The 18,728-nt window shown below is 66.2% G+C and carries 15 protein-coding genes and 1 pseudogene; 8 read left to right on the plus strand and 8 right to left on the minus strand.

Annotated features, from left to right (window positions below; genetic code table 11):
- Nucleotides 1–38: 38 nt before the first annotated feature.
- The 4 genes from Q8T13_01955 to Q8T13_01970 form a co-directional block, all read right to left on the minus strand.
- Nucleotides 39–836, minus strand: a complete 798-nt coding sequence (locus Q8T13_01955; GenBank protein ID MDP3716512.1) for a transposase — start codon at nucleotides 834–836, stop codon at nucleotides 39–41.
- Between the two features lie 221 nt (nucleotides 837–1,057).
- A complete protein-coding gene (locus tag Q8T13_01960; protein MDP3716513.1) occupies nucleotides 1,058–2,161 on the minus strand; it encodes a glycosyltransferase family 4 protein in 1,104 nt (367 codons plus the stop codon).
- Nucleotides 2,098–2,892 carry a glycosyltransferase family 2 protein gene (locus Q8T13_01965; protein MDP3716514.1) on the minus strand — a complete coding sequence of 265 codons (795 nt, stop codon included), beginning with the start codon at nucleotides 2,890–2,892 and terminating at the stop codon, nucleotides 2,098–2,100. Before Q8T13_01965 ends, Q8T13_01960 begins: the two co-directional genes overlap by 64 nt.
- A gap of 23 nt (nucleotides 2,893–2,915) precedes the next feature.
- Nucleotides 2,916–4,373 carry a TolC family protein gene (locus Q8T13_01970; GenBank protein ID MDP3716515.1) on the minus strand — a complete coding sequence of 486 codons (1,458 nt, stop codon included), beginning with the start codon at nucleotides 4,371–4,373 and terminating at the stop codon, nucleotides 2,916–2,918.
- A 344-nt stretch (nucleotides 4,374–4,717) separates the two neighbouring features.
- On the opposite strand from Q8T13_01970, the gene pyrE reads away from it, so the two are divergent.
- Both pyrE and truA read left to right on the plus strand, forming a co-directional pair.
- Nucleotides 4,718–5,290, plus strand: a complete 573-nt coding sequence (gene pyrE, locus Q8T13_01975; GenBank protein ID MDP3716516.1) for an orotate phosphoribosyltransferase — start codon at nucleotides 4,718–4,720, stop codon at nucleotides 5,288–5,290.
- Nucleotides 5,291–5,293: 3 nt separating this feature from the next.
- Complete coding sequence (truA, locus tag Q8T13_01980) at nucleotides 5,294–6,103, plus strand: tRNA pseudouridine(38-40) synthase TruA (protein MDP3716517.1); 810 nt, start codon at nucleotides 5,294–5,296, stop codon at nucleotides 6,101–6,103.
- Nucleotides 6,104–6,120: 17 nt separating this feature from the next.
- On the opposite strand, the gene Q8T13_01985 is transcribed toward truA, so the two are convergent.
- The gene (locus Q8T13_01985; protein ID MDP3716518.1) at nucleotides 6,121–6,315 is read right to left on the minus strand and encodes a hypothetical protein; all 195 of its coding nucleotides are present in this window, start codon (nucleotides 6,313–6,315) and stop codon (nucleotides 6,121–6,123) included.
- A gap of 130 nt (nucleotides 6,316–6,445) precedes the next feature.
- Nucleotides 6,446–6,620: pseudogene (locus tag Q8T13_01990) on the minus strand (FAD-binding protein).
- Nucleotides 6,621–6,664: 44 nt separating this feature from the next.
- On the opposite strand from Q8T13_01990, the gene Q8T13_01995 reads away from it, so the two are divergent.
- Nucleotides 6,665–10,471 carry a protein kinase gene (locus Q8T13_01995; GenBank protein MDP3716519.1) on the plus strand — a complete coding sequence of 1,269 codons (3,807 nt, stop codon included), beginning with the start codon at nucleotides 6,665–6,667 and terminating at the stop codon, nucleotides 10,469–10,471.
- Here the strand turns inward: Q8T13_01995 and Q8T13_02000 are convergent.
- The gene (locus tag Q8T13_02000; protein MDP3716520.1) at nucleotides 10,468–11,766 is read right to left on the minus strand and encodes a HupE/UreJ family protein; all 1,299 of its coding nucleotides are present in this window, start codon (nucleotides 11,764–11,766) and stop codon (nucleotides 10,468–10,470) included. The genes Q8T13_01995 and Q8T13_02000 overlap by 4 nt on opposite strands.
- 111 nt (nucleotides 11,767–11,877) lie before the next feature.
- Between Q8T13_02000 and Q8T13_02005 the strand changes: the two genes are divergently transcribed.
- From Q8T13_02005 to rseP, 5 genes are all read left to right on the plus strand, one after another.
- Entirely contained in the window at nucleotides 11,878–13,116 is a 1,239-nt protein-coding gene (locus Q8T13_02005) for a hypothetical protein (GenBank protein MDP3716521.1), read from the plus strand.
- A 127-nt stretch (nucleotides 13,117–13,243) separates the two neighbouring features.
- Nucleotides 13,244–14,032: an isoprenyl transferase gene (locus tag Q8T13_02010; protein ID MDP3716522.1), complete on the plus strand. Its 789-nt coding sequence runs from the start codon at nucleotides 13,244–13,246 to the stop codon at nucleotides 14,030–14,032.
- 7 nt (nucleotides 14,033–14,039) lie between these two features.
- Nucleotides 14,040–14,822, plus strand: a complete 783-nt coding sequence (locus Q8T13_02015; protein MDP3716523.1) for a phosphatidate cytidylyltransferase — start codon at nucleotides 14,040–14,042, stop codon at nucleotides 14,820–14,822.
- Between the two features lie 259 nt (nucleotides 14,823–15,081).
- Entirely contained in the window at nucleotides 15,082–16,254 is a 1,173-nt protein-coding gene (locus Q8T13_02020; GenBank protein ID MDP3716524.1) for a 1-deoxy-D-xylulose-5-phosphate reductoisomerase, read from the plus strand.
- Nucleotides 16,251–17,588 carry an RIP metalloprotease RseP gene (gene rseP, locus Q8T13_02025; protein MDP3716525.1) on the plus strand — a complete coding sequence of 446 codons (1,338 nt, stop codon included), beginning with the start codon at nucleotides 16,251–16,253 and terminating at the stop codon, nucleotides 17,586–17,588. The genes Q8T13_02020 and rseP overlap by 4 nt, the downstream gene beginning before the upstream one ends.
- A 4-nt stretch (nucleotides 17,589–17,592) precedes the next feature.
- Here the strand turns inward: rseP and cobA are convergent, their stop codons facing one another.
- The gene (cobA, locus tag Q8T13_02030; GenBank protein ID MDP3716526.1) at nucleotides 17,593–18,708 is read right to left on the minus strand and encodes a uroporphyrinogen-III C-methyltransferase; all 1,116 of its coding nucleotides are present in this window, start codon (nucleotides 18,706–18,708) and stop codon (nucleotides 17,593–17,595) included.
- Between the last annotated feature and the right edge of the window lie 20 nt (nucleotides 18,709–18,728).

Below are 18,728 nucleotides of genomic sequence, written 5' to 3' on the forward strand. Positions count from 1 at the left end.
ATCCACAGATTTGTGGATTGGGGACGGAGCAACCTCGGTCAACCTCGCGTTCGCAGGGCCCTTACGACCTGGCTGACGGTATTCGGGTGCCCACACAGGCAGGCGGCGATCTCCGCAAGCCGGTATCCGTGCACGACGTGGGCGCGAAGAATCTGGGTGTTGCGCTGCGCCTTATGTTGGGGACGGGGAAATAGTTCTCCGAGCGACGGGCGTCCGAGCGCCTTGTATTCACGAGGCACCCGGCACTGATGCTGGCTTTCGCCGATCTCAGTGCGGATGACCCCGCGGAGAGCCTGGTCCCCAAACGCGAGTTTGTCATCTGGCGCTGAGGCATCGGAGCTTGTCCGTAGGAACTCTCGATATTGTCGTTGTGCAGCCTTCACTGATCGCCCTCCGAAGACCCAGTTGAGCCAGGCAAGATCCAGCCAGCCGGGAGGCGTGACGAGACCCGCTGTTGCACGATGGCTGCTCCAAGCCCACGCGTCAGGATCGTCGACAAGACCGGCCCGCACGGGATTCATCACGACGTAGACATTCGCGGTGCGTAGATACACGTCGTCCCCGATGAAGACCGACTTGAAACACCCTTGCAGCAAATGGCCGCTGCGGTGGTGGCGTCGATTCGACTCTCGCGCGAAGACGCCGTTCAGCCATCTCATGGCGTCAGACAGGTTACCCTCTGGGACCTCCACGATTGCGTGGTAGTGGTTGCCCATCAAGCAATACGACTGACACCGCAAGCGGTAACGCTCTGTTGTCTCGCCTAGCAGCTCCACGAACCTTCGGCGATCGAGATCATCCTCAAAGATGATTCCCTTTCGGTTTCCTCGCGACATCACGTGGTGAGTCGCGCCCCTCAGCTGGATTCGTCGTCCCCTTGCCATGTCCTATGGCCCTACAAAGTAGAGGCCACCCAGGATCGATGATTCGTCTCCGGATCCGTCATCCTCGGCTCGGAGGGGGTGCAATTCTCGCAACACGGACGGCGAGCTGATTGCGAAGAAACTGCGATCGGGCCGATGACTGGCCCCAACCCACAATGTTGTGAAAATGGGGGTCAGGCACCCAACTGGCGGGCACCCAACTGGCGGTAGGCGGCGAGGGTGCCGGAGACGAGGTGTTCGACGTCGAACTGCTCCGCGACGCGCTGGCGTCCGGCCTCTCCGTAGCTTCGTCGCAGCTCGGCATCCTTGAGCAGCTTCACCAGCGCGGCCGCCAGCGGTTTTGCCTCGCCTGGTTCCACGAGTTCACCGGTCTCGCCCGGAACAACGGCCTCTGGGATGCCGCCGGCTCGCGTGCCGACTACGGCCAGCGCCATCGCCATGGCGTCGAGCACTGCCGAGCCGAGCCCCTCGGTGATCGAGCTCATCACGAAAAGGTCGGCCGACTTCATCAACGACAGGACGTCTTCTCGGAAACCCGGTAGCAGCACGTGCTTTTCGAGCGACAGGTGCTTCACCTGGCGCTCCAGCGCCGGCCGCAACTCGCCTTCGCCGAAGATCACCAGGCGCGCGTCGGGCACCTCGCGCAAGACCAGGGGCACGGCGTCGATCAGGAACTTCTGCCCCTTGTGCGCGACCAGCGCGCCGACGTTGACGATGACCGGGACGCCGTGCGGCAGCCAGTACTCCGCATGCAGATCGGTCGCCTCGCGACGCGCGATCTTCTCGACGTCGATGCCGTCGTGGACGACGCTGATGCGGCCGGCCGGAACTCCGTCGTGGACCAGAATGTCGCGGATGGCACCCGAGGCGGCGATGAACCCGTCTACCTGCCGGTACTTCCACTGCGACAACGCATTGCCCTGCAGGTGGAAGTCCACCCGCCGCGACGCGACGATCTTCGGCCGTGGCACCGGCGCGCCATACGACAGGCCGAGCGCCGCCATGGCGACCGCATGCGGATCATGGGCATGGACAATGGCGGGTTGCCACTGCCGCACCACCCGCGACAGCTTCCACGCCGCCGCCAGGTCAACCTCGTTCATCGAAGCAATCGGCACCAGGTCGGGCCCCTCCACCGCGCGTCGATAGAGCTCTCCCTCCGGGTGCGCGACCAGCACCGCGCGATGGCCCCTGGCCCGCAGGCCAAGCACGGTCAGGAGGACTTGTTGCTGTCCTCCGCGCCACGAGCGCGCGGTGTCGATGTGGAGGGAGAACACAGTTCCCAGAGTTTGGCGAATTTGAGGCCGACGTATCGCGCGTTCATCGCCGAGACGATCAGCCCGGGCACTCCATCGCGGAAGCCGCCGCGGAGCAGGTAGTTGCGAAGAAACGCCGCCGGCGGATGCACGGCGAGATCGAACCAGCCGGCGCGCCGGCCATCCTCGAACATCTGCCGCGCGGCGAGCGAGGTGTAGCGGTCCATGGTCTGGAAGTGATGCGCCAGGTCGCGGTAGGCGTAGTGCTGCAGCTCACCCCTCAGGTCGATCACCGGGCCATCTGCTTTCACCGATTCGTGCACCAGGCGGCCGGTCCACGTGGCGCGCCGGCGGTCATATAAGCGCAGCTGGTAGTCCGGAAACCAATCGGTGGACCGAATCCAGCGACCCAGGTGAAATGTCACCCGCGGCACGCGGTAGCCTGGCGCGGCCGGTCCGCGCTGCAGCACGGCCTTGATCTCGTCGGCCAGCGCCGGTGACACGCGTTCGTCGGCATCGAGCGAGAAGATCCAGTCGTGGCTGGCCTGCGCCGCGGCGAAGTTCTTTTGTTCGACGTAGCCTGGCCACTCCCGCACGATCACCTGGTCGGTGAACTCCCGGGCGATGGCCACGGTGTTATCGGTGCTCTGGCTGTCAACGACGATGATCTCGTCGGCCCACGAGAGGGACTCGAGGGCGGCCCGCAGGTTGGCGGCTTCGTTGAGGGTAATGACTGTGGCCGTGACGGGCACGGCCACAGTCTATCGGAGAAGGGCTAGAAGAGGGGCGACACCTGGACGGCGGTGTAGTTCACGACCGACTTGGCGTATTCGATCAGGGCCAGCAGTTCGCTGTTGCGGGCGACGTTCAGGTCGCGCTGGGCCTGCAGCACGAAGAAGCTGCTGGTCATGCCGGCCTGGTATTTCTTCTCTTCCGCTTCGAGGCGGCGCTCGGCGAGCACGCGCGACGACCGGGTGGCGTCCACGCGCTTGGCGTTGGTCTGCACCTGGCGGCCGTACTCGCGGACCTGGGTCGCGACCTGGAGCTCGAGGCTCTGAATCTGCCGCTCGGCCTGCGTGTTCTGCAGCCGCGCCCGTGCCAGCTGCGCCTCCTGCGTCGACTTGCCGATCGGGTAGGCCAGGTCGACCTGCAGCGTCCAGCCCGGGAAATCGCCCGAGAAGGTCTTGCCGAGGGTGTTGAAGTAGCTCTGCTCGACGCTCGAGATGATGTCGCCGGTGGGAAGGCCGGTGATCGGATCGCGGGCGCGGCTCACCTGCAGACCGCCGGTGGCGCGGGCGTTGTAGTTGACCGACGCGGTCACGTCCGGCAACGCCTGGTTGCGGAAGTAACGGATGTTGACGTCGTTGATCTCGAGGTTCTTTCGGGCGTTAACGACGTCGGTCCGCTGCCCGAGGGCGTTCTTGACCGCGCCCTCGATGTCGACGGTCGTCGGCTGGAAGGTCACCGTCTCGGTCGGTTCGATGCGCGCCGACCAGAAGTCGGCGCTGTCCGGGTTAAAGACCAGCGCGCGCAGCGTGTCCTGGGCGCGGTCGATGGCGGCCTCGGCGAGAATCACCGACTCCTCGCGCGTCGCCACTTCGGCTTCGGCCTGGACGATGTCGAGCGGCGCCATGGTGCCAATTTCAACGCGCGCCCGGTTGTCCTTGAGCGACTGCTGCGCGAGGTCGAGTGATTGCCGCTGCACGGCGAGATTGCCGAGCGCATAGGTCAGGTCGTAGTAGGCATTGCGCACGTTGCGCACCGTCACCGAGACCGACTGCTGCAATTGGACGTCGGAGATCTCCTTGTTCTTCTGGCTGACCAGCAGTTGCTGGCGGGTGCCGTCGATCTTGAAGTTACGCAACAGCGGCTGGGTGTAGGTCGCGCTGAGCGACGAGTTCAACTGCGGGTTGAACGTCGAGAACTGGTTGTTGGTGGTATTGCGGCCGTTGTTCCAGCGGACGTCGTAGCTGCCGCCCCCCCAGTTGGTGAGCGAAGCGACCCCAAAATTGAACAGCGACTGGCCGGTCGTGATGCCACTGGCGGTGCCGCCCGAGAGGATGTTGGTAGAGGGCTGTGTCGAGTCCGACGTGCTGACCGTCGACACAAAGTTCGGCGAGTACGCCGCCTTGAACTGGTCGGTCGACAGGTCCTGCAGCTGCGGGTTGTAGCGCTGGACCTGCAGGTCGAGGTTCTGCTCGATCGCGGTCGCCACCGCATCGTCGATGCTCATCCGCCGGACCGGGCCGCCTTGCGCCGGAGGCGTAGTGGCCGTTGTCTGGGCGTGGACAGCCGACAGCCCAAAACCGGACACTATCGTCGCCACGAGGCCGGCGGTAACCACAGCCCGGGCGCAAAAACGCTGGTCAAAACGCATCACACTGCTACTCCAATCGAAGGTAATTCGCGGGTCTGGCCATGAGGGGCAGCAAAAGCGGTGCCGCCGGCCGACACGTCCGTCCTCCATCATAGACGTGGCAGGGCCGGGAAGGGTTCGCCGCCTTCGCGCTCCGCGCTTCGGCGCGCCAAGGGCGGCGAGGGCTGGTCGTTATACTAGATACTAGATACTAGCCTTTCATGACCGAATCCGACCTCCTGACCCTGTTCCGCCGCTCGGGCGCCCTGCACGACGGCCACTTTCGCCTGTCTTCGGGGCTGCACAGCCCCGGCTACCTCCAGTGCGCCCTGGTCCTGCAGCATCCCGCTGATGCCGAGGCGCTCGGTGCAGCCCTGGGCAACCTCGTGCGCCCGCTAGGCGCCGTGACGGTGCTGTCGCCGGCCCTGGGCGGCATTGTCATTGGCCAGGAAGTAGGACGCACCCTGGGCGTCCGTGCCATCTTTGCCGAGCGCCAGGACGGCGCCCTCTCGCTGCGCCGCGGTTTCGCACTCGAGCCCGGCGAGAAGGTGCTGGTCGTGGAAGACGTGGTGACCACTGGCGGATCCACCCGCGAGACGATGGAGGTCGCCCGCGCGGCCGGTGCGGTGGTCGTCGGCGCCTGCGCGGTGGTCGACCGCAGCGGCGGCAAGCAGGGACTCGACGTGCCGTTCCATGCGCTGTTGCCCATGGTCGTGCCGACGTATCAGGCGGATGATTGCCCGCTCTGCAAGCAGGACCTTCCCATCATAAAGCCCGGCTCGCGCAGCAAGTAACTTGTGCCTCGCACGCTCAAGCTGACCATCGCGTACGACGGTTCGGCCTATGCCGGTTGGCAGAGGCAGGCGAACGCGCAAGGCATCCAGGCCGTCCTGGAAGATGAGATTGCGGTCATCGTCGGTGCGCACAACCCCCTGGTCGCGGCGGGGCGCACCGACACCGGCGTGCACGCCGCCGCGCAGGTGGCGAGTATCACGATCGATCATCCGATCGCCTGCGACGAGTTGCTGAAGGCCCTCAATGCGCGATTGAAGGCCGGCGACATCCGCATTCGCGCGATCGAGGAGACCTTCGATCGCTTCGACGCGCGAATTTTCGCGAAAACCAAGACCTATCGCTATGCCATCTGGAATGGCGGCGTGCCCAACCCCTTCATGCGCCACGTGGTGTGGCACGTGCCGTACGTCCTGGATCTGCCGCGGATGGTTCACGCCACGAGCGCGCTGGTTGGGGAGCAGGACTTCGCCGCGTTCCAGGGCCGCGGCAGCGACGTCAAGACCACGGTCCGCCGCGTGCTGTCAGCGGAGCTTCGCGAGATCGCCACCGGCACGGATCAGCCAACCGCAGTGTCGCCGCTTGACTCCTCCGCGCCGCAGCGCGATGGACGGCTCCTTCGTCTCGAGATTTCTGGGACCGGGTTCCTCCGGCACATGGTCCGGACGATTGCCGGGACCCTGGTCGACATTGGCCGGGGGCAACTGGCGCCAGACGACATGCGCCGGATCATCGATTCGCGCGACCGCGCAGAGGCGGGGCAGACGGCGCCGCCGCAGGGGTTGATGTTGTGGAAGGTCTCTTACGAAGCGTGATTTCGCCGCCGCGGCCTTTACCAGGAGGCCAGCCGGCGCATCAGCGTCACTGGCGTCGAGTCGGTGAAGTGGCACTCGACGACGACGACGGTGCTGTTGAAGCGGGCGGTGTTGGGTTTCAGCAGGTCGAGGAACAACTGCAGGAACGAACGCTTCTCGGCGTAGACCACGCCATCGAACGTGTCGTCGAGTCCCGGTAGGGGTACCGCCATGGTATGCACCTGAGGCCCATCCGGCGACGACGTTGATGTCGGGATTGACCCGGAAATCGAACTGTGCGCTCCGCGATCCGACGTGGCCGTGGGGCGCGTCAACCTGCAGGTTCTCGGCGGCCTCGGCAATGGTGTCAGGGAACTCGCCCGGCTGGCCTTCGGGACCGCGCTCGAGCAGGCACTACCGCCTGCCCGGCCCTGGCGAGACGCGACGCGGCGATGCCCCCGCCGTAACCGGAACCGACGACCACTGCCGTGTAGTGCTCTTTCATGGTGCCCGGGGAAGACGAGAGACGCTGCCACATCAGGGAACTCCTTGAGCTGAACGGTTGTAGCATACGCGGAACGAATGCTGCCTCCCGAAAGCCCGTTGCTCGAAAGCGACCGGTTTGAGTTGCGGCGCCGCATTGGCGCCGGTGGTTTCGGCGTGGTTTACGAAGCCTTCGATCGCCAGCGTGGGACGAACGTGGCGCTGAAGATGCTGCATCGGCTCGATGCCAAGGGCCTGTACCGCTTCAAGCAGGAGTTCCGGTCGCTGAGCGACATCGCCCACGAGAACCTGATCACGCTGCACGAACTGCAGTCGCACGCCGGCCAGTGGTATTTCACGATGGAGTTCGTCGAGGGCGGCACCATTCTCGACTACGTGTGGAACGTGACCGATCGCCTGGCCGAGGACGCGATTACACCATCGCGCGGGCTGAGCGACGGCCCGACCGAGGCCATCGACCGCGCCGACCTGGTGGCGGCGCGGGCGGCCGGCCCGCCGCCGCCAGTGGTGCTCCACCCGTCGATGGCGCCGCAGATGGTGCGGTCCGAGAACATCGATCGGCTGCGCGACGCGGTCCGGGGACTGACCGAGGGACTGTCGGCCATCCACCGGCACGGCATCGTCCACCAGGACGTCAAGCCGGGCAACGTCATGGTGACCCCGGCCGGACGAGTGGTGCTGCTTGATTTCGGCCTGGCGAAGAACGTCGCGGTCGATGTGACGGCGTCGTTCCAGGTGTCGGGCACGCCGGCGTATATGTCGCCGGAGCAGGCCGCGGGCCGGCCACTGTCCGACGCCACCGATTGGTACGCGGTGGGTGTCGTGATGTACCAGGCGCTGACTGGACGCCTGCCGCACTCGGGTCCGTTGCTCGAACTGCTGGCCGCCAAGCAGTCGGTCGATCCGCCGGCGCCATCGGCAATCGCGCCACAGGTGCCTCGCGAGCTCGACGACCTGTGCATGGACCTGTTGAAGCGCGATCCCACGGCCAGGCCGGGGGTGGCCGAGATCCTGCGGAGGCTCGGCGGGACGCTGCGATCGGCGCGGCCGCAAGCCATGGCCTCCGCGCCCGCCGTCAACACCCGGCTGGTCGGCCGTGAGCGGCACCTCGGCGTGCTGCGCGACGCCTTCCGTGCCTCGCAAGGCGGCCGCGCCGTGGCGGTGATGGTGCAAGGCCGCTCGGGCATGGGCAAGAGCGTGCTCGTGGCCGAGCTGATCCGCGAGCTGAACCTGCCGTTGCCCGGCCGTCGCAAACCGGTGATCCTGGCGGGGCGCTGTTACGAGCGCGAGACCATGCCCTACAAGGCGGTCGACAGCCTGATCGATGCGCTCGTGCGTCACCTGAAGGGCCTGAGCGAGGTGGATGCGGCGCGGTTGCTGCCTCGCGACATCCAGTCGCTGGCGCGGCTGTTCCCGGTGCTGCACCAGGTTGAGGTCATCGCCAGGACGCCGATTAGAAGCGACGACCATGCCGACACCACCGAGATGCGGCGCCGGGCGTTCGTGGCCCTGCGCGGCCTGCTCGGCGCGCTCGCCGACGAGTCGCCGTTACTGGTCTACATCGACGACATCCAGTGGGGCGACCTCGACAGCGTCGGGCTGCTGCGCGAGCTGCTGCGGCCGCCGGCGCCGCCGCACATGCTGCTGGTCGTCGCCTTCCGCAGCGAAGAGCGCGACACCAGCCCGGTGGTCCGCGCGCTGCTGCAGGCCTTCACCGAACTGGGCAGCGAACAGGACGTGCAAACGCTCGAAGTGGGCGAGCTGTCGGCGGCCGAGGCCCTGGAGCTGGCGCTGTCGCGCCTGGGGTCCGACGCGGTCGAGGAGCGTCGCCGCGCCGAAGCCATTGCCCTCGAATCAGGCGGCAGCCCGTTCTTCGTCGACGAGCTGGTGCGCTACGCCGAAAGCGGCGGCGAGCATGTCGAGCTGGACGCGGTGATCCGCGAGCGCATTCGCAACCTGCCGGTCGACGCCCGCCAGCTGCTGCGGCTGATCGCCGTGAGTGGCAGGCCGGTGGCCCGCGAGGTGGTGCTGCTGGCGGCCGGCGCCGAAGAGCGGCATCACACGACGCTCGACTTGCTGCGCGTCGAGCACCTGGTGAAGAGTCACACCTCGGCCGACCGCCTCGAACTCGAGCCGTACCACGATCGCATTCGCGAGGTCACGCTGGCCGGATTGACCGACGCGCAGCTGGTCGGCTGCCACACCGCATTGGTCCAGGCCTGGGAAGCCGACGGCCGGGCCGATCCCGGCACCCTGACCACGCACTACCAGGCGATCGGCGATCGCGAACGAACCGCGCACTACGCGGCTCGCGCCGCCGCCGAAGCCGAACGCGGCCTGGCCTTCGAGCGCGCGGCGTACTGCTATCGCCTCATCCTCGGCCTGGGAGTGCTGCCGGTCGCCGAAGCGCGAAACGTGCGTGCCCAGCTGGCCGAAGCCCTGGCCAATGCCGGCCGCGGTCACGAAGCCGGCGTGGAGTTCCTGGCGATCGCCGAAGGCCAGCCGCCGGCTGATGCGGTCAGGTGGGAACTGCGGGCGGCGGAACAATTTCTGATGGGCGGGTCACTCGACGCCGGCCTCGACGCGACCGCCAGGGTCCTCGGCCGTGTCGGCATGAAACTGCCGACCACACCCCACGGCTTGATTCTGAGCGTCCTGGCCAGGCGCGCGCTCCTCAGGGTGCGGGGCTTCAAGTTCAAGTCACGCCACGAGTCGAGCGTGCCGGCGACCGAACTTCAGCGGCTGGATGTCTGCACGTTGTTGGGTGGGCCGCTCGGCATGGCGGATCCGTTGCAAGGCTTCGATCTTCAGGTGCGCCAGACACTGCTGGCGCTCAGGGTCGGCGAACCGCACCGGGTCGCCTGGGCGATGTCGAACCAGATCTGCAACTTCGCGATCTCGGGCAGCAAGACTCGCGCGTTCACGAGCCGGCTCATCGACGACGCCATCGGGCTCGCGACCCGTCTCGACAATCGTCCCGCGCTCGGCCGCATCCTGGTCGCCTCAGGAATGGCGTCCAAGCTGAATGGCGAATTTGCCCAGAGCCTCGCCTTCCTCGATCGCGCCTTTGAAACCGTGGAGAACCTGCCCGGCCAGGTCTGGGAGCGGCAGACTGCGCGCATCTTCCAGCTCGAAGGTCTTATGTGGGTGGGCCGATGGGTCGAACTGTTCGACCGTCTTCCGGGCTTTATCGAGGGCGCCCGGCAGCGTGGCGATCTCTACGCCTCCACCTACATGCGGTCGCGCTACGCGCCGCTCGGCTATCTGGTGGCGGATGAACCCTCGCGAGCGCGGGAGGAGGCCGACGGTGTCAGCGGCTGGTCGACCCGCGGGTATTCGCTGCCGCGGAAGTTCCAGTTGCACTCACGAGTCCAGGCCAGCCTGTACGTGGGTGATCCCGGCAGCGGCTGGGAACGGCTGCAGGCCGAATGGCCGACCTTGCTGAAGACGCTGATGCGGTCGATTCAATCTCAGCGGATCGACGCCTATCAACTCCGTGGCCGTGCCGCGATCGCGATGATGGCCGCCACCGGCGCGCCGCAATACTTGAAGGTGGCCAGCGAGGTGGTACGCGCACTCCGACGGCAGCGCGCAGCTTGGGCTGATGCGTTTGCGGACCAGCTGGACGGCACGGTGTCAGCCTGGCGGGGAGACCGCGCAACCGCAACGGCGCTACTGGCCTCGGCGGAGCGACGATTCGAGAAGGCGGAGATGAACGGATATCTGGCCGGCACCCGGCGGCGGCGCGGCGAACTTCTAGGCGGAGACGAAGGCCGGCGGCTGATCGAAACCGCCGACGCCTGGTTCGCCACGCAACGCGTGAAGAACCCGGCGGCGCTTACCAACTGTTTCGCGCCGAACCTGCCGCGAACTGATGGTGCCTAGGGTGCTTCAGGTGCCTGGGGTGCCGGGGCGGCCGGTTTTCCCATCCACAGCGACAACAGCCACATCACGAACGCAGCGCCGACGATCACCATGGCCAGACGCAAGAGCTGTGACAGGTCGGCGGCGGTGAACTCCGGCCAGCGGTAGCCAATCAGCACGCTGCCGCGCTCGGTGGCCCAGTGCCAGGCTGTGTGCGCGACGAGCGCCGACAGCAGAATGGTGCCGATCCGTTCGGCGACCACGTAGCGGAACGTCAGCGTCAACAGCGGCACGGCGAGGATCAACACGAACACCTGGCCGATCTCGACCCCGACGTTGAAGGCAAGCAGTGACGCGACCAGGTGCTCACCCGCGAACTGCATGCGCTCGCGCAACAGGAACGAGAACCCAAACCCATGGATGAGACCGAAGCCGAAGGTCACCATCCAGCGGCGGCTGAGTTGCGCGCCGACGATGTTCTCGAACGCCATGTACACGATCGAGACCGCGATCAGCGTTTCAATGAGCGGCGCAAACCACAGCCCATCGGGCGCCATGCCGTAGGCCGACGCGATCAGCGTCACGGAATGCGCGATCGTGAACGACGTGACGACAATCACCAGTCCGCGCAGATGGCGGAACGGAATCACCAGGCACAACAGGAACAGCAGGTGATCGGTGCCGTCGAGGATATGGAAGAACCCCTCCCGGGCGAACAGGTAGAACGCCTGGTGCCAGCGCGGATCGAGGTGGACGATGCCGGTGTCGGCGTGGATGTCGAACGCGCGCTCGGGCTTGCCGGGTTGCTGGAAGCGGAGCACGACGTTGACCTGGAGTCCCAGCCGCGACAACCCGGGGCGCACGGCAAAGTCCGACTGCTCGGAGCCGATCGCGTAGTCGAGCGCGACGTCGAGCATGCCCTGCTCCCAGTAGATCTGGGTCTCCTGGCCGAGGCGAGGGCCGGTCAGGATGTTTTCGAGCGCGGTGTCGTAGGCGTCGAACGATCGGTCTCCGGGCAGCGACACCCGCAGCGCCCTGATCCCGGGCGACGCCAGGCGCTGGCCGTTCTCGTAGATCTCGACGTAGTCGCGAATCCACAGGTTGGTGGCGTCGGTCAGGGCCCGATCGACCCGGCTGAAGTCCAGAAAGCCGTTCGTGTAGGTGGGGATGTCCAAGTCCCGGAGCGACTTCAGGGGCACCCGCAACAACAGGGTCAGGGTCTGGGCCTGGGGCCGGACGAAGCCGAACACGGTGACCTCGTTGGGCACATCGTGAGCGCCGGCGCGGGGCGCCAGCAAGACCAGGAGCAGGGCCACGACGGCCAATCGAGTCAATGAGTTGCTGGGATTGGTTGCGCTCGACACGGTAATCGGTCCCAAGTATACTGGCGCCCGCAAAGACAGGCACTTCTTGAGAGGGGAGCCACGATGGACCGGGTTAAGAGAAACAGCAAGCTTTATGTCGGCGCGGCGTTTGTCGCGATTCTGCTCGCACTCGGTGCGGGCCAGGCCCTGCTCGAGAACACATCCGCCCAGGCCAAGCAGGCCCCGAGGTTCGAAGTCGATCCGTTCTGGCCGAAGGCCATGCCCAACAACTGGGTCATGGGCATGACCATCGGTCTTGGCGTGTCAGCCGATGACCATGTGTGGGTGATTCACCGCGGCAACGATCCGGGCAATCTCGATCGCACGGAACTCGCCGTGGTCAAGGAAGGCGCGCCGCGGGTCGGCGAGTGCTGCAACCCGGCCCCGCCGGTGCTCGAGTTCGACGCGGCCGGCAACCTGGTCGGCAGCTGGGGCGGTCAGCCCAAGGATAATTCGTACGACTGGCCCGAGAGCAACCACGGCATCGTCGTGGACCACAAGGGCTTCGTGTGGATCGGCGGCAACGGCGGTCCCGACGCGCACATCCTGAAGTTCACGCGCGACGGCAAGTTCGTGGCGCAGTACGGCAAGAAGAACGCCCGCCTGAAGGAAGGCGCGGCCGGCGCGAAGCCGACGTTCGTGCCCAACAGCATGGACATGAACAACTTCGGCCGGGTCGCTAAGATCTTCATCGATCCCAAGGCGAACGAAGGCTACGTGGCCGACGGCTACTTCAACAAGCGCGTCGCGGTGATCGACCTCGACAGCGGCAAGATCAAGCGGTTCTGGGGCGCCTACGGCGAGCCGCCCGATGACGCGCCGCTTGGCCCGTATGACCCGGCCGCGCCGGTGGCCAAGCAGTTCCGCACCCCGGTGCACTGTGCCGAGATGTCAAACGACGGCTTTGTGTATGTCTGCGACCGTCCCAACGACCGCCTCCAGATCTTCACGCGGGAAGGCAAGTTCGTGAAGGAAGTGTTCGTGGCGAAGGAAACCCGCGCCGACGGCTCGGTGTGGGACGTGGCCTTCTCGAAGGACCCCGCCCAGAAGTACCTCTACATGGCTGACGGCGTGAACGAGCACGTGCGCGTGTTCGACCGTCAGTCGATGGAAGAGCTCTATAACTTCGGCTACGGTGGCCGCCAGCCCGGCATGTTCCTGGGCGTGCACAGCATTGCCACCGACTCGAAGGGCAACATCTACACGACCGAAACCTACACCGGCAAGCGCCTGCAGAAGTTCACGCTCAAGGGTGAAGGCGCGATTCCGAAGTCGGGCGTGCCACCCTGGCCGGGGATGTAAATAGACAGGGGCGGCAGGGGCAGCACTAAAGTGCTGCCCTCCTGGCAACCTTCTGGCACCAAGCTCAAGCGCCGGTTCGGACCACGTCCGAGCCGGCGTTTTCGTTGTACTATCGAAGACCGACTCCATGAGCCTGGATCAATTGTTGGAGTGGATACCGCAAGGCGGGGCTGAAGAGGCCCTGGCCCGCCAAGTCGAGATGGACCGCCTGCCGCGGCACGTCGCGATCATCATGGACGGCAACGGCCGCTGGGCTGGCCAGCGACACCTGCCGCGGGTGGAAGGCCACCGTGCCGGCATCGACTCGGTCCGAGACGTCGTCGAAACCTCGGCCCGCCTGGGCCTCGACGTCCTGACGCTCTACGCGTTCTCGGTCGAGAACTGGAAGCGGCCGGCCTCCGAGGTCAGCACCCTGATGATGCTGCTCAAGCGCTACCTGCGGCTCGAGTTGTCGACGCTGCTGCGCAACAACATCCGCTTCAAGGTGATCGGCCGCACCGAGGCGCTGGCGCCCGACGTGCTCGAAGAGCTGTACGCCGCCGAGGCGAAGACCTCGACCAACACCGGCATGCTGTTCAACATCGCGCTCAACTACGGCGGCCGCACCGAGATCGTCGACGCCGCGCGGCGCGCCATGGCCTCGGGTCTCGGCCCACAGGACCTCGACGAGGACCGCTTCGCGAGTTTCCTCTACACGGCGGGCCAGCCCGATCCCGATCTGCTGATTCGCACGAGCGGCGAGATGCGCGTGAGCAATTTCCTGCTGTGGCAGATTGCCTACGCCGAAATCTGGGTCACCGACACGCTGTGGCCCGACTTCCGCTGCCGGCACCTGCTCGAAGGCGTGCTGGCCTACCAGAAGCGCGACCGCCGCTTCGGCGGCATTGCGCCGCCGGTTGCTGCAGGAGTGAAGTAGTCCCGGCATGACCCGTGTCCTGAGCGGTGTCGTCCTCGGCGCCGTGGCCCTGGCGCTGATCTGGTTCTCGAGCTCAATCGTCTTGCTGGGCGTGGCCCTGGCCGTGGCGGCGCTGGCCTTCACGGAATACGAGAAGATCGTCGATGCGATTGGCGCGAAGGTGCCGTTCTGGACGGCGCTACTCGCCACGTTGCTGGCCTGTGCGATGGTGCCGTTCCAGTGGGTCGACATCGAATCGGTGCTCGCGGCTTCGCTGCTGCTGGTCGCCTTCAATGTGCTGGTGTCGGATCGCGTCGGGACGCCGCTGCTCGCCGACACGACTGCCGCGGTGCTGGCGCCCATCTACCTCGGCCTGCCGCTCGGCTCGCTGGTCGGAGTCCACGCCATTGCGGGACGCGAAGCCGTGCTGCTGTTGATTGCCACGGTCGCGGTGAGCGACACGGCACAGTACTACGCGGGCCGCACCTTCGGCCGCACGCCGCTGGCGCCGCTACGCAGCCCGAAAAAGACACGCGAGGGCGCTATTGGCGGCTTCATCGTCGCGCCGATCTTTCTGGCGGTGGCGGGCTCGTACTGGCTGCCGATCGCCCCGGCGTGGTGGCTGGCGGCCCTCGGCGTGGGCGTCGTGATTGCCGGCATCATCGGCGACCTGTTCGAGTCGATGCTGAAGCGCGCCGCCAACATCAAGGACAGCGGCACGCTGATCCCCGGCCACGGCGGCATCCTGGATCGTATCGACGCCCTGCTCTTCGCCGCGCCGGTGTTTTACTTCTTCCTGCGTACGCTGTGATCAAAATGCGGCCACAGATTACGCCGATTACACAGATTCAATGCCTGCCCGCGCGTCGAACGCATTTCGGTGCCGACTCGACCCGGCCCGACCTGCGGTCGGGCGCGGCAGTGATCAGGTCGCGATCGAAAGAGCCCCAGCCATACCGAGGGTCTTTCGATCGCGACCTGACCACTGCCGCATACGCCGGGCAATGCCCGGCCGTCGGGTCGAGTGTGCATCTGCGAAATCTGTGGAATCTGCGGCTGCCTTTAAACGCATGACGCGCGTCGCCATACTCGGCTCAACGGGATCGATCGGCACTAGCGCGTTGGACGTGGCGCGCACGCATGCCGATCGCATCGAGGTCGTCGGCATCGCGGCCGCCACTAACGTCGCCCTCATGGCGAAGCAGGTGCTCGAGTTCCGTCCGCGCGCCGTGGGCATGGCCAGCGGCGCCGCCATGGACAAGCTGCGCGCCGTGCTCGGCGGATCGCCTGCCGAGATCTGCGGCGTCGGCAACGACGGCCTGATCGAGCTGGCAACGCATCCCGACGTGGATGTCGTGTTGTGTGCCTCGTCTGGCACGGCCGCGCTCGACGCCGTGCTGGCCGCGATCGAAGCGGGGAAGACGATTGCCCTGGCTAACAAGGAAGTGCTGGTCATGGCCGGCGGGATCGTCATGGACGCGGCGCGGCGCAAGGGCGTGTCGGTGTTGCCGGTTGATAGCGAGCACAACGCGATTCATCAGTGCCTGCACGGCCGCGAAGCCGGGGCGTTCCGCCGGCTCATTCTTACGGCGTCGGGCGGCCCGTTCCGCGGCCGCTCGCGCGAGGCGCTGGCCACCGTCACGGCGGCCGACGCCCTGAAGCATCCCACGTGGCAGATGGGCCAGAAGATCACCATCGACTCGGCCACGCTGATGAACAAGGGTCTCGAGGTGATCGAGGCGCACTGGCTGTTCGGCGCCCCCGCGGCGCAGATCGGCGTGGTCGTGCATCCGCAGTCGATCGTCCACTCCATGGTCGAGCTGAAGGACGGCTCGATCATCGCGCAGATGGGCATCACCGACATGCGGCTGCCCATCCAGTATGCCTTTGCTTACCCGGAGCGTTGGGACGCGCCGGTGCCGTTCCTGGACCTCACCGCCGTGGGGCCGCTGGAGTTTCAGGAACCTCGCTGGGACGACTTTCCTTGCTTGCGGCTGGCTTACCGAGCTCTCGAGGCCGAGCGGAGCCTGCCGATCGTGTTGAACGCGGCCAACGAGGTCGCCGTATCGTCCTTCTTAGAGGGCCGCCTGGCGTTCACCAGCATTCCGGTGGTGATCGAACAAGCGATGAATGCCCACACTCCCGAGGCCGCTGCCACACTGGCCGAGGTCCGGCGGGTCGACGCCTGGGCCCGGCAACATGCCGCGGAAACGGCGCGAGAGTTAGAATCGAGTTTGCAATGACGACGTTATTGGCGTTCCTGTTCGTGCTCGGTGTGCTCGTGTTCATACACGAGCTGGGTCATTTCCTGCTTGCCCGCTACAACGGCGTAAAGGTCCTGACGTTCTCGCTCGGCTTTGGCCCGAAGATCCTCAAGTTCCAGCGGGGCGATACCGAGTACTGCATCAGCATCATCCCGCTCGGCGGCTACGTAAAGATGGCCGGGGAGAACCCGGACGATCCGAAGACCGGCGCGGACGACGAGTTCATGTCGAAGTCGAAGTGGCAGCGCTTCCAGATCCTGATCGCCGGCCCGGCGATGAACCTGATTCTGGCCGTCGTCCTGCTGGCCATTGTCCTGATGCAGGGGGCCGACGTGCTGGCGTACCTCGACCGGCCGGCCGTCGTCGGCGCGGTGCAGGAAGGTTCGCCGGCCGACCGGGCGGGCATCCGTCCCGGCGACACGATCATCAAGATGGGCTCCGCCGACGTTCGCACCTGGGAACACCTCGACATGGCGGTCGCGGCTCGCCCGGAACGCGAAATCGAAGCGGTCGTGATTCGGGACGGCCGCGAAGAGCGGCTCACGATCACTCCCGATCTCACCGAATTGCGGACGCGCGGCAACGCGCGGTTCGAGGTCGGCACCATCGGCGTGCTGCCAGACGTGAACCCCAGCGTCCAGTCGCTGCAGGCGGGCTCACCGGCTGAAGCGGCCGGCTTCAAGCCCGGCGACCTGATCCTCGCCGTCGATGACCGGCGCATGGTGTTCAGCTCGATGGTGATCGAGGCGATCACCGTCAAGAAGGGGGAGCCGGTCGAGTTCCGGCTCCGGCGCGACGGCGTCGAGCAGACGATCAGCGTGACGCCGCGGATGGAAGGCGACTCGCCGCGCATCGGCATGTTCATGAGCAACGCGACGGTTCCGTTCACGCCGACCCCGATCGAAGCCATTGGCCTCAGCTTCGAGCGCAACTGGGAGATGGCCGGCCAGATCCTGGCCACGCTGCGCGACCTGGTCACCGGTGAAGCGTCGCCCAAGCAGCTGATGGGGCCGGTCGGCATTGCCCAACTGTCGGGTGAGTCCGCGCAGCAGGGCTGGATTTCACTGCTCATGCTGATGGCCGGCATCAGCCTGAACCTCGGCCTGCTCAACCTGCTGCCAATCCCGATTCTCGACGGCGGCCACATCTTCATCATGGGCATCGAGACGATCTCGCGCCGCGACTTCAGCCTTCAGGTGAAGGAGAAGATGCTGTTCGTGGGCTTCGTCCTGCTGATGACGCTGATGGTGACGGTGATCTACAACGACCTCACGCGCATCACGTGGATCGAAAACCTGATGCCCTGGCGTTAAAGAGCTAGGGTGCCTTAGGTGCGAAGTGCGCTGCAATCGCGTCGGCGAATGCCGTAAGCGAACCACCCGGCAACTGAATCGCCGGCGTCACATTGGCCCGGGTCACGGCGTCCGCCGCCGCGGGTCCCAGTGTCGCCACCACCGTGTGGGCGAGCAGATCCGACGCCTGGTCGGCGCCCACGCTGGCCAGGAACCCCAGCACCGCCGAGGCGCTCGTGAACGTGACGACGTCGACCTTCCGATCGAGTAGCTGGCGGTACACGTCGATGCCGGCGTCCGTATCGAGCAACACGGCGGCGCCCTGCTGTTCGAGCAGCGCCGCCACATCGTCGGGCTGCTCCTTCGAGTGCATGACGAGGGCGCGGCGCCCGAACAGCGGCCGTGAATCGAACCAGCGCAGGTGTTCGCGGAAGTTGACGACGCGTCCGACGATCAGGATGGCCGCCCCGACCGGATTCTCCTCAACCGCCTTGGCGAGCTCGGCCAGCGTGCCGGTAATGGTGCGCTGCGACGGCAGGGTGCCATTGACGATGATGGCCGCCGACTCGTCGGCGGGACGGCCGTGCGCGACGAGCGCCTCGATCATCTTCGGCAGCTGCTTCGGGCCGGCGTTGCAGACCATGGTGCCGCCGAGGCCGGCGAGGTGGTCCCAGTCAAGCCGCGTCCGCTCGCGGCCGTCGTCGTCGAAGCCGCGCACGAAGGTGACGGTATCGCCGCCGCCGGGATAGGTGATGGGAATGCCCGCATACGCCGAGGCGCCAATCGCGGATGGAACGCCAGGCACGACCTCGAAGGGGATGCCCTGCTCGTGCAGAAACAGCGCCTCTTCACCACCGTGGTCGAACAGGAACGAGTCGCCGCGCTTGAGACGGGCTACGACTTTGCCCTCGCGCGCCTTTTCGGCGATCAGATAGCAGATGGCATCCTGCGCGCTGGCATCGGGCGCGGCGCCGCCCACGTCGATTCGTTCGGCCTGGGCGGGCGCGTACTGCAGCACGTCGGCGTGGACACGGTGGTCGTAGATCACCACGCTGGCCTGCTGCAGGCAGTGAAAGCCGCGCAGCGTGATCAGATCAGGCGCGCCCGGGCCGGCGCCAATCAGGTAGACGATGGATCGCACGGGGTGATAGTAGCAGGCTT

It is taken from the genome of Acidobacteriota bacterium, assembly GCA_030697165.1.
Lineage (GTDB): Bacteria > Acidobacteriota > Vicinamibacteria > Vicinamibacterales > UBA2999 > 12-FULL-67-14b.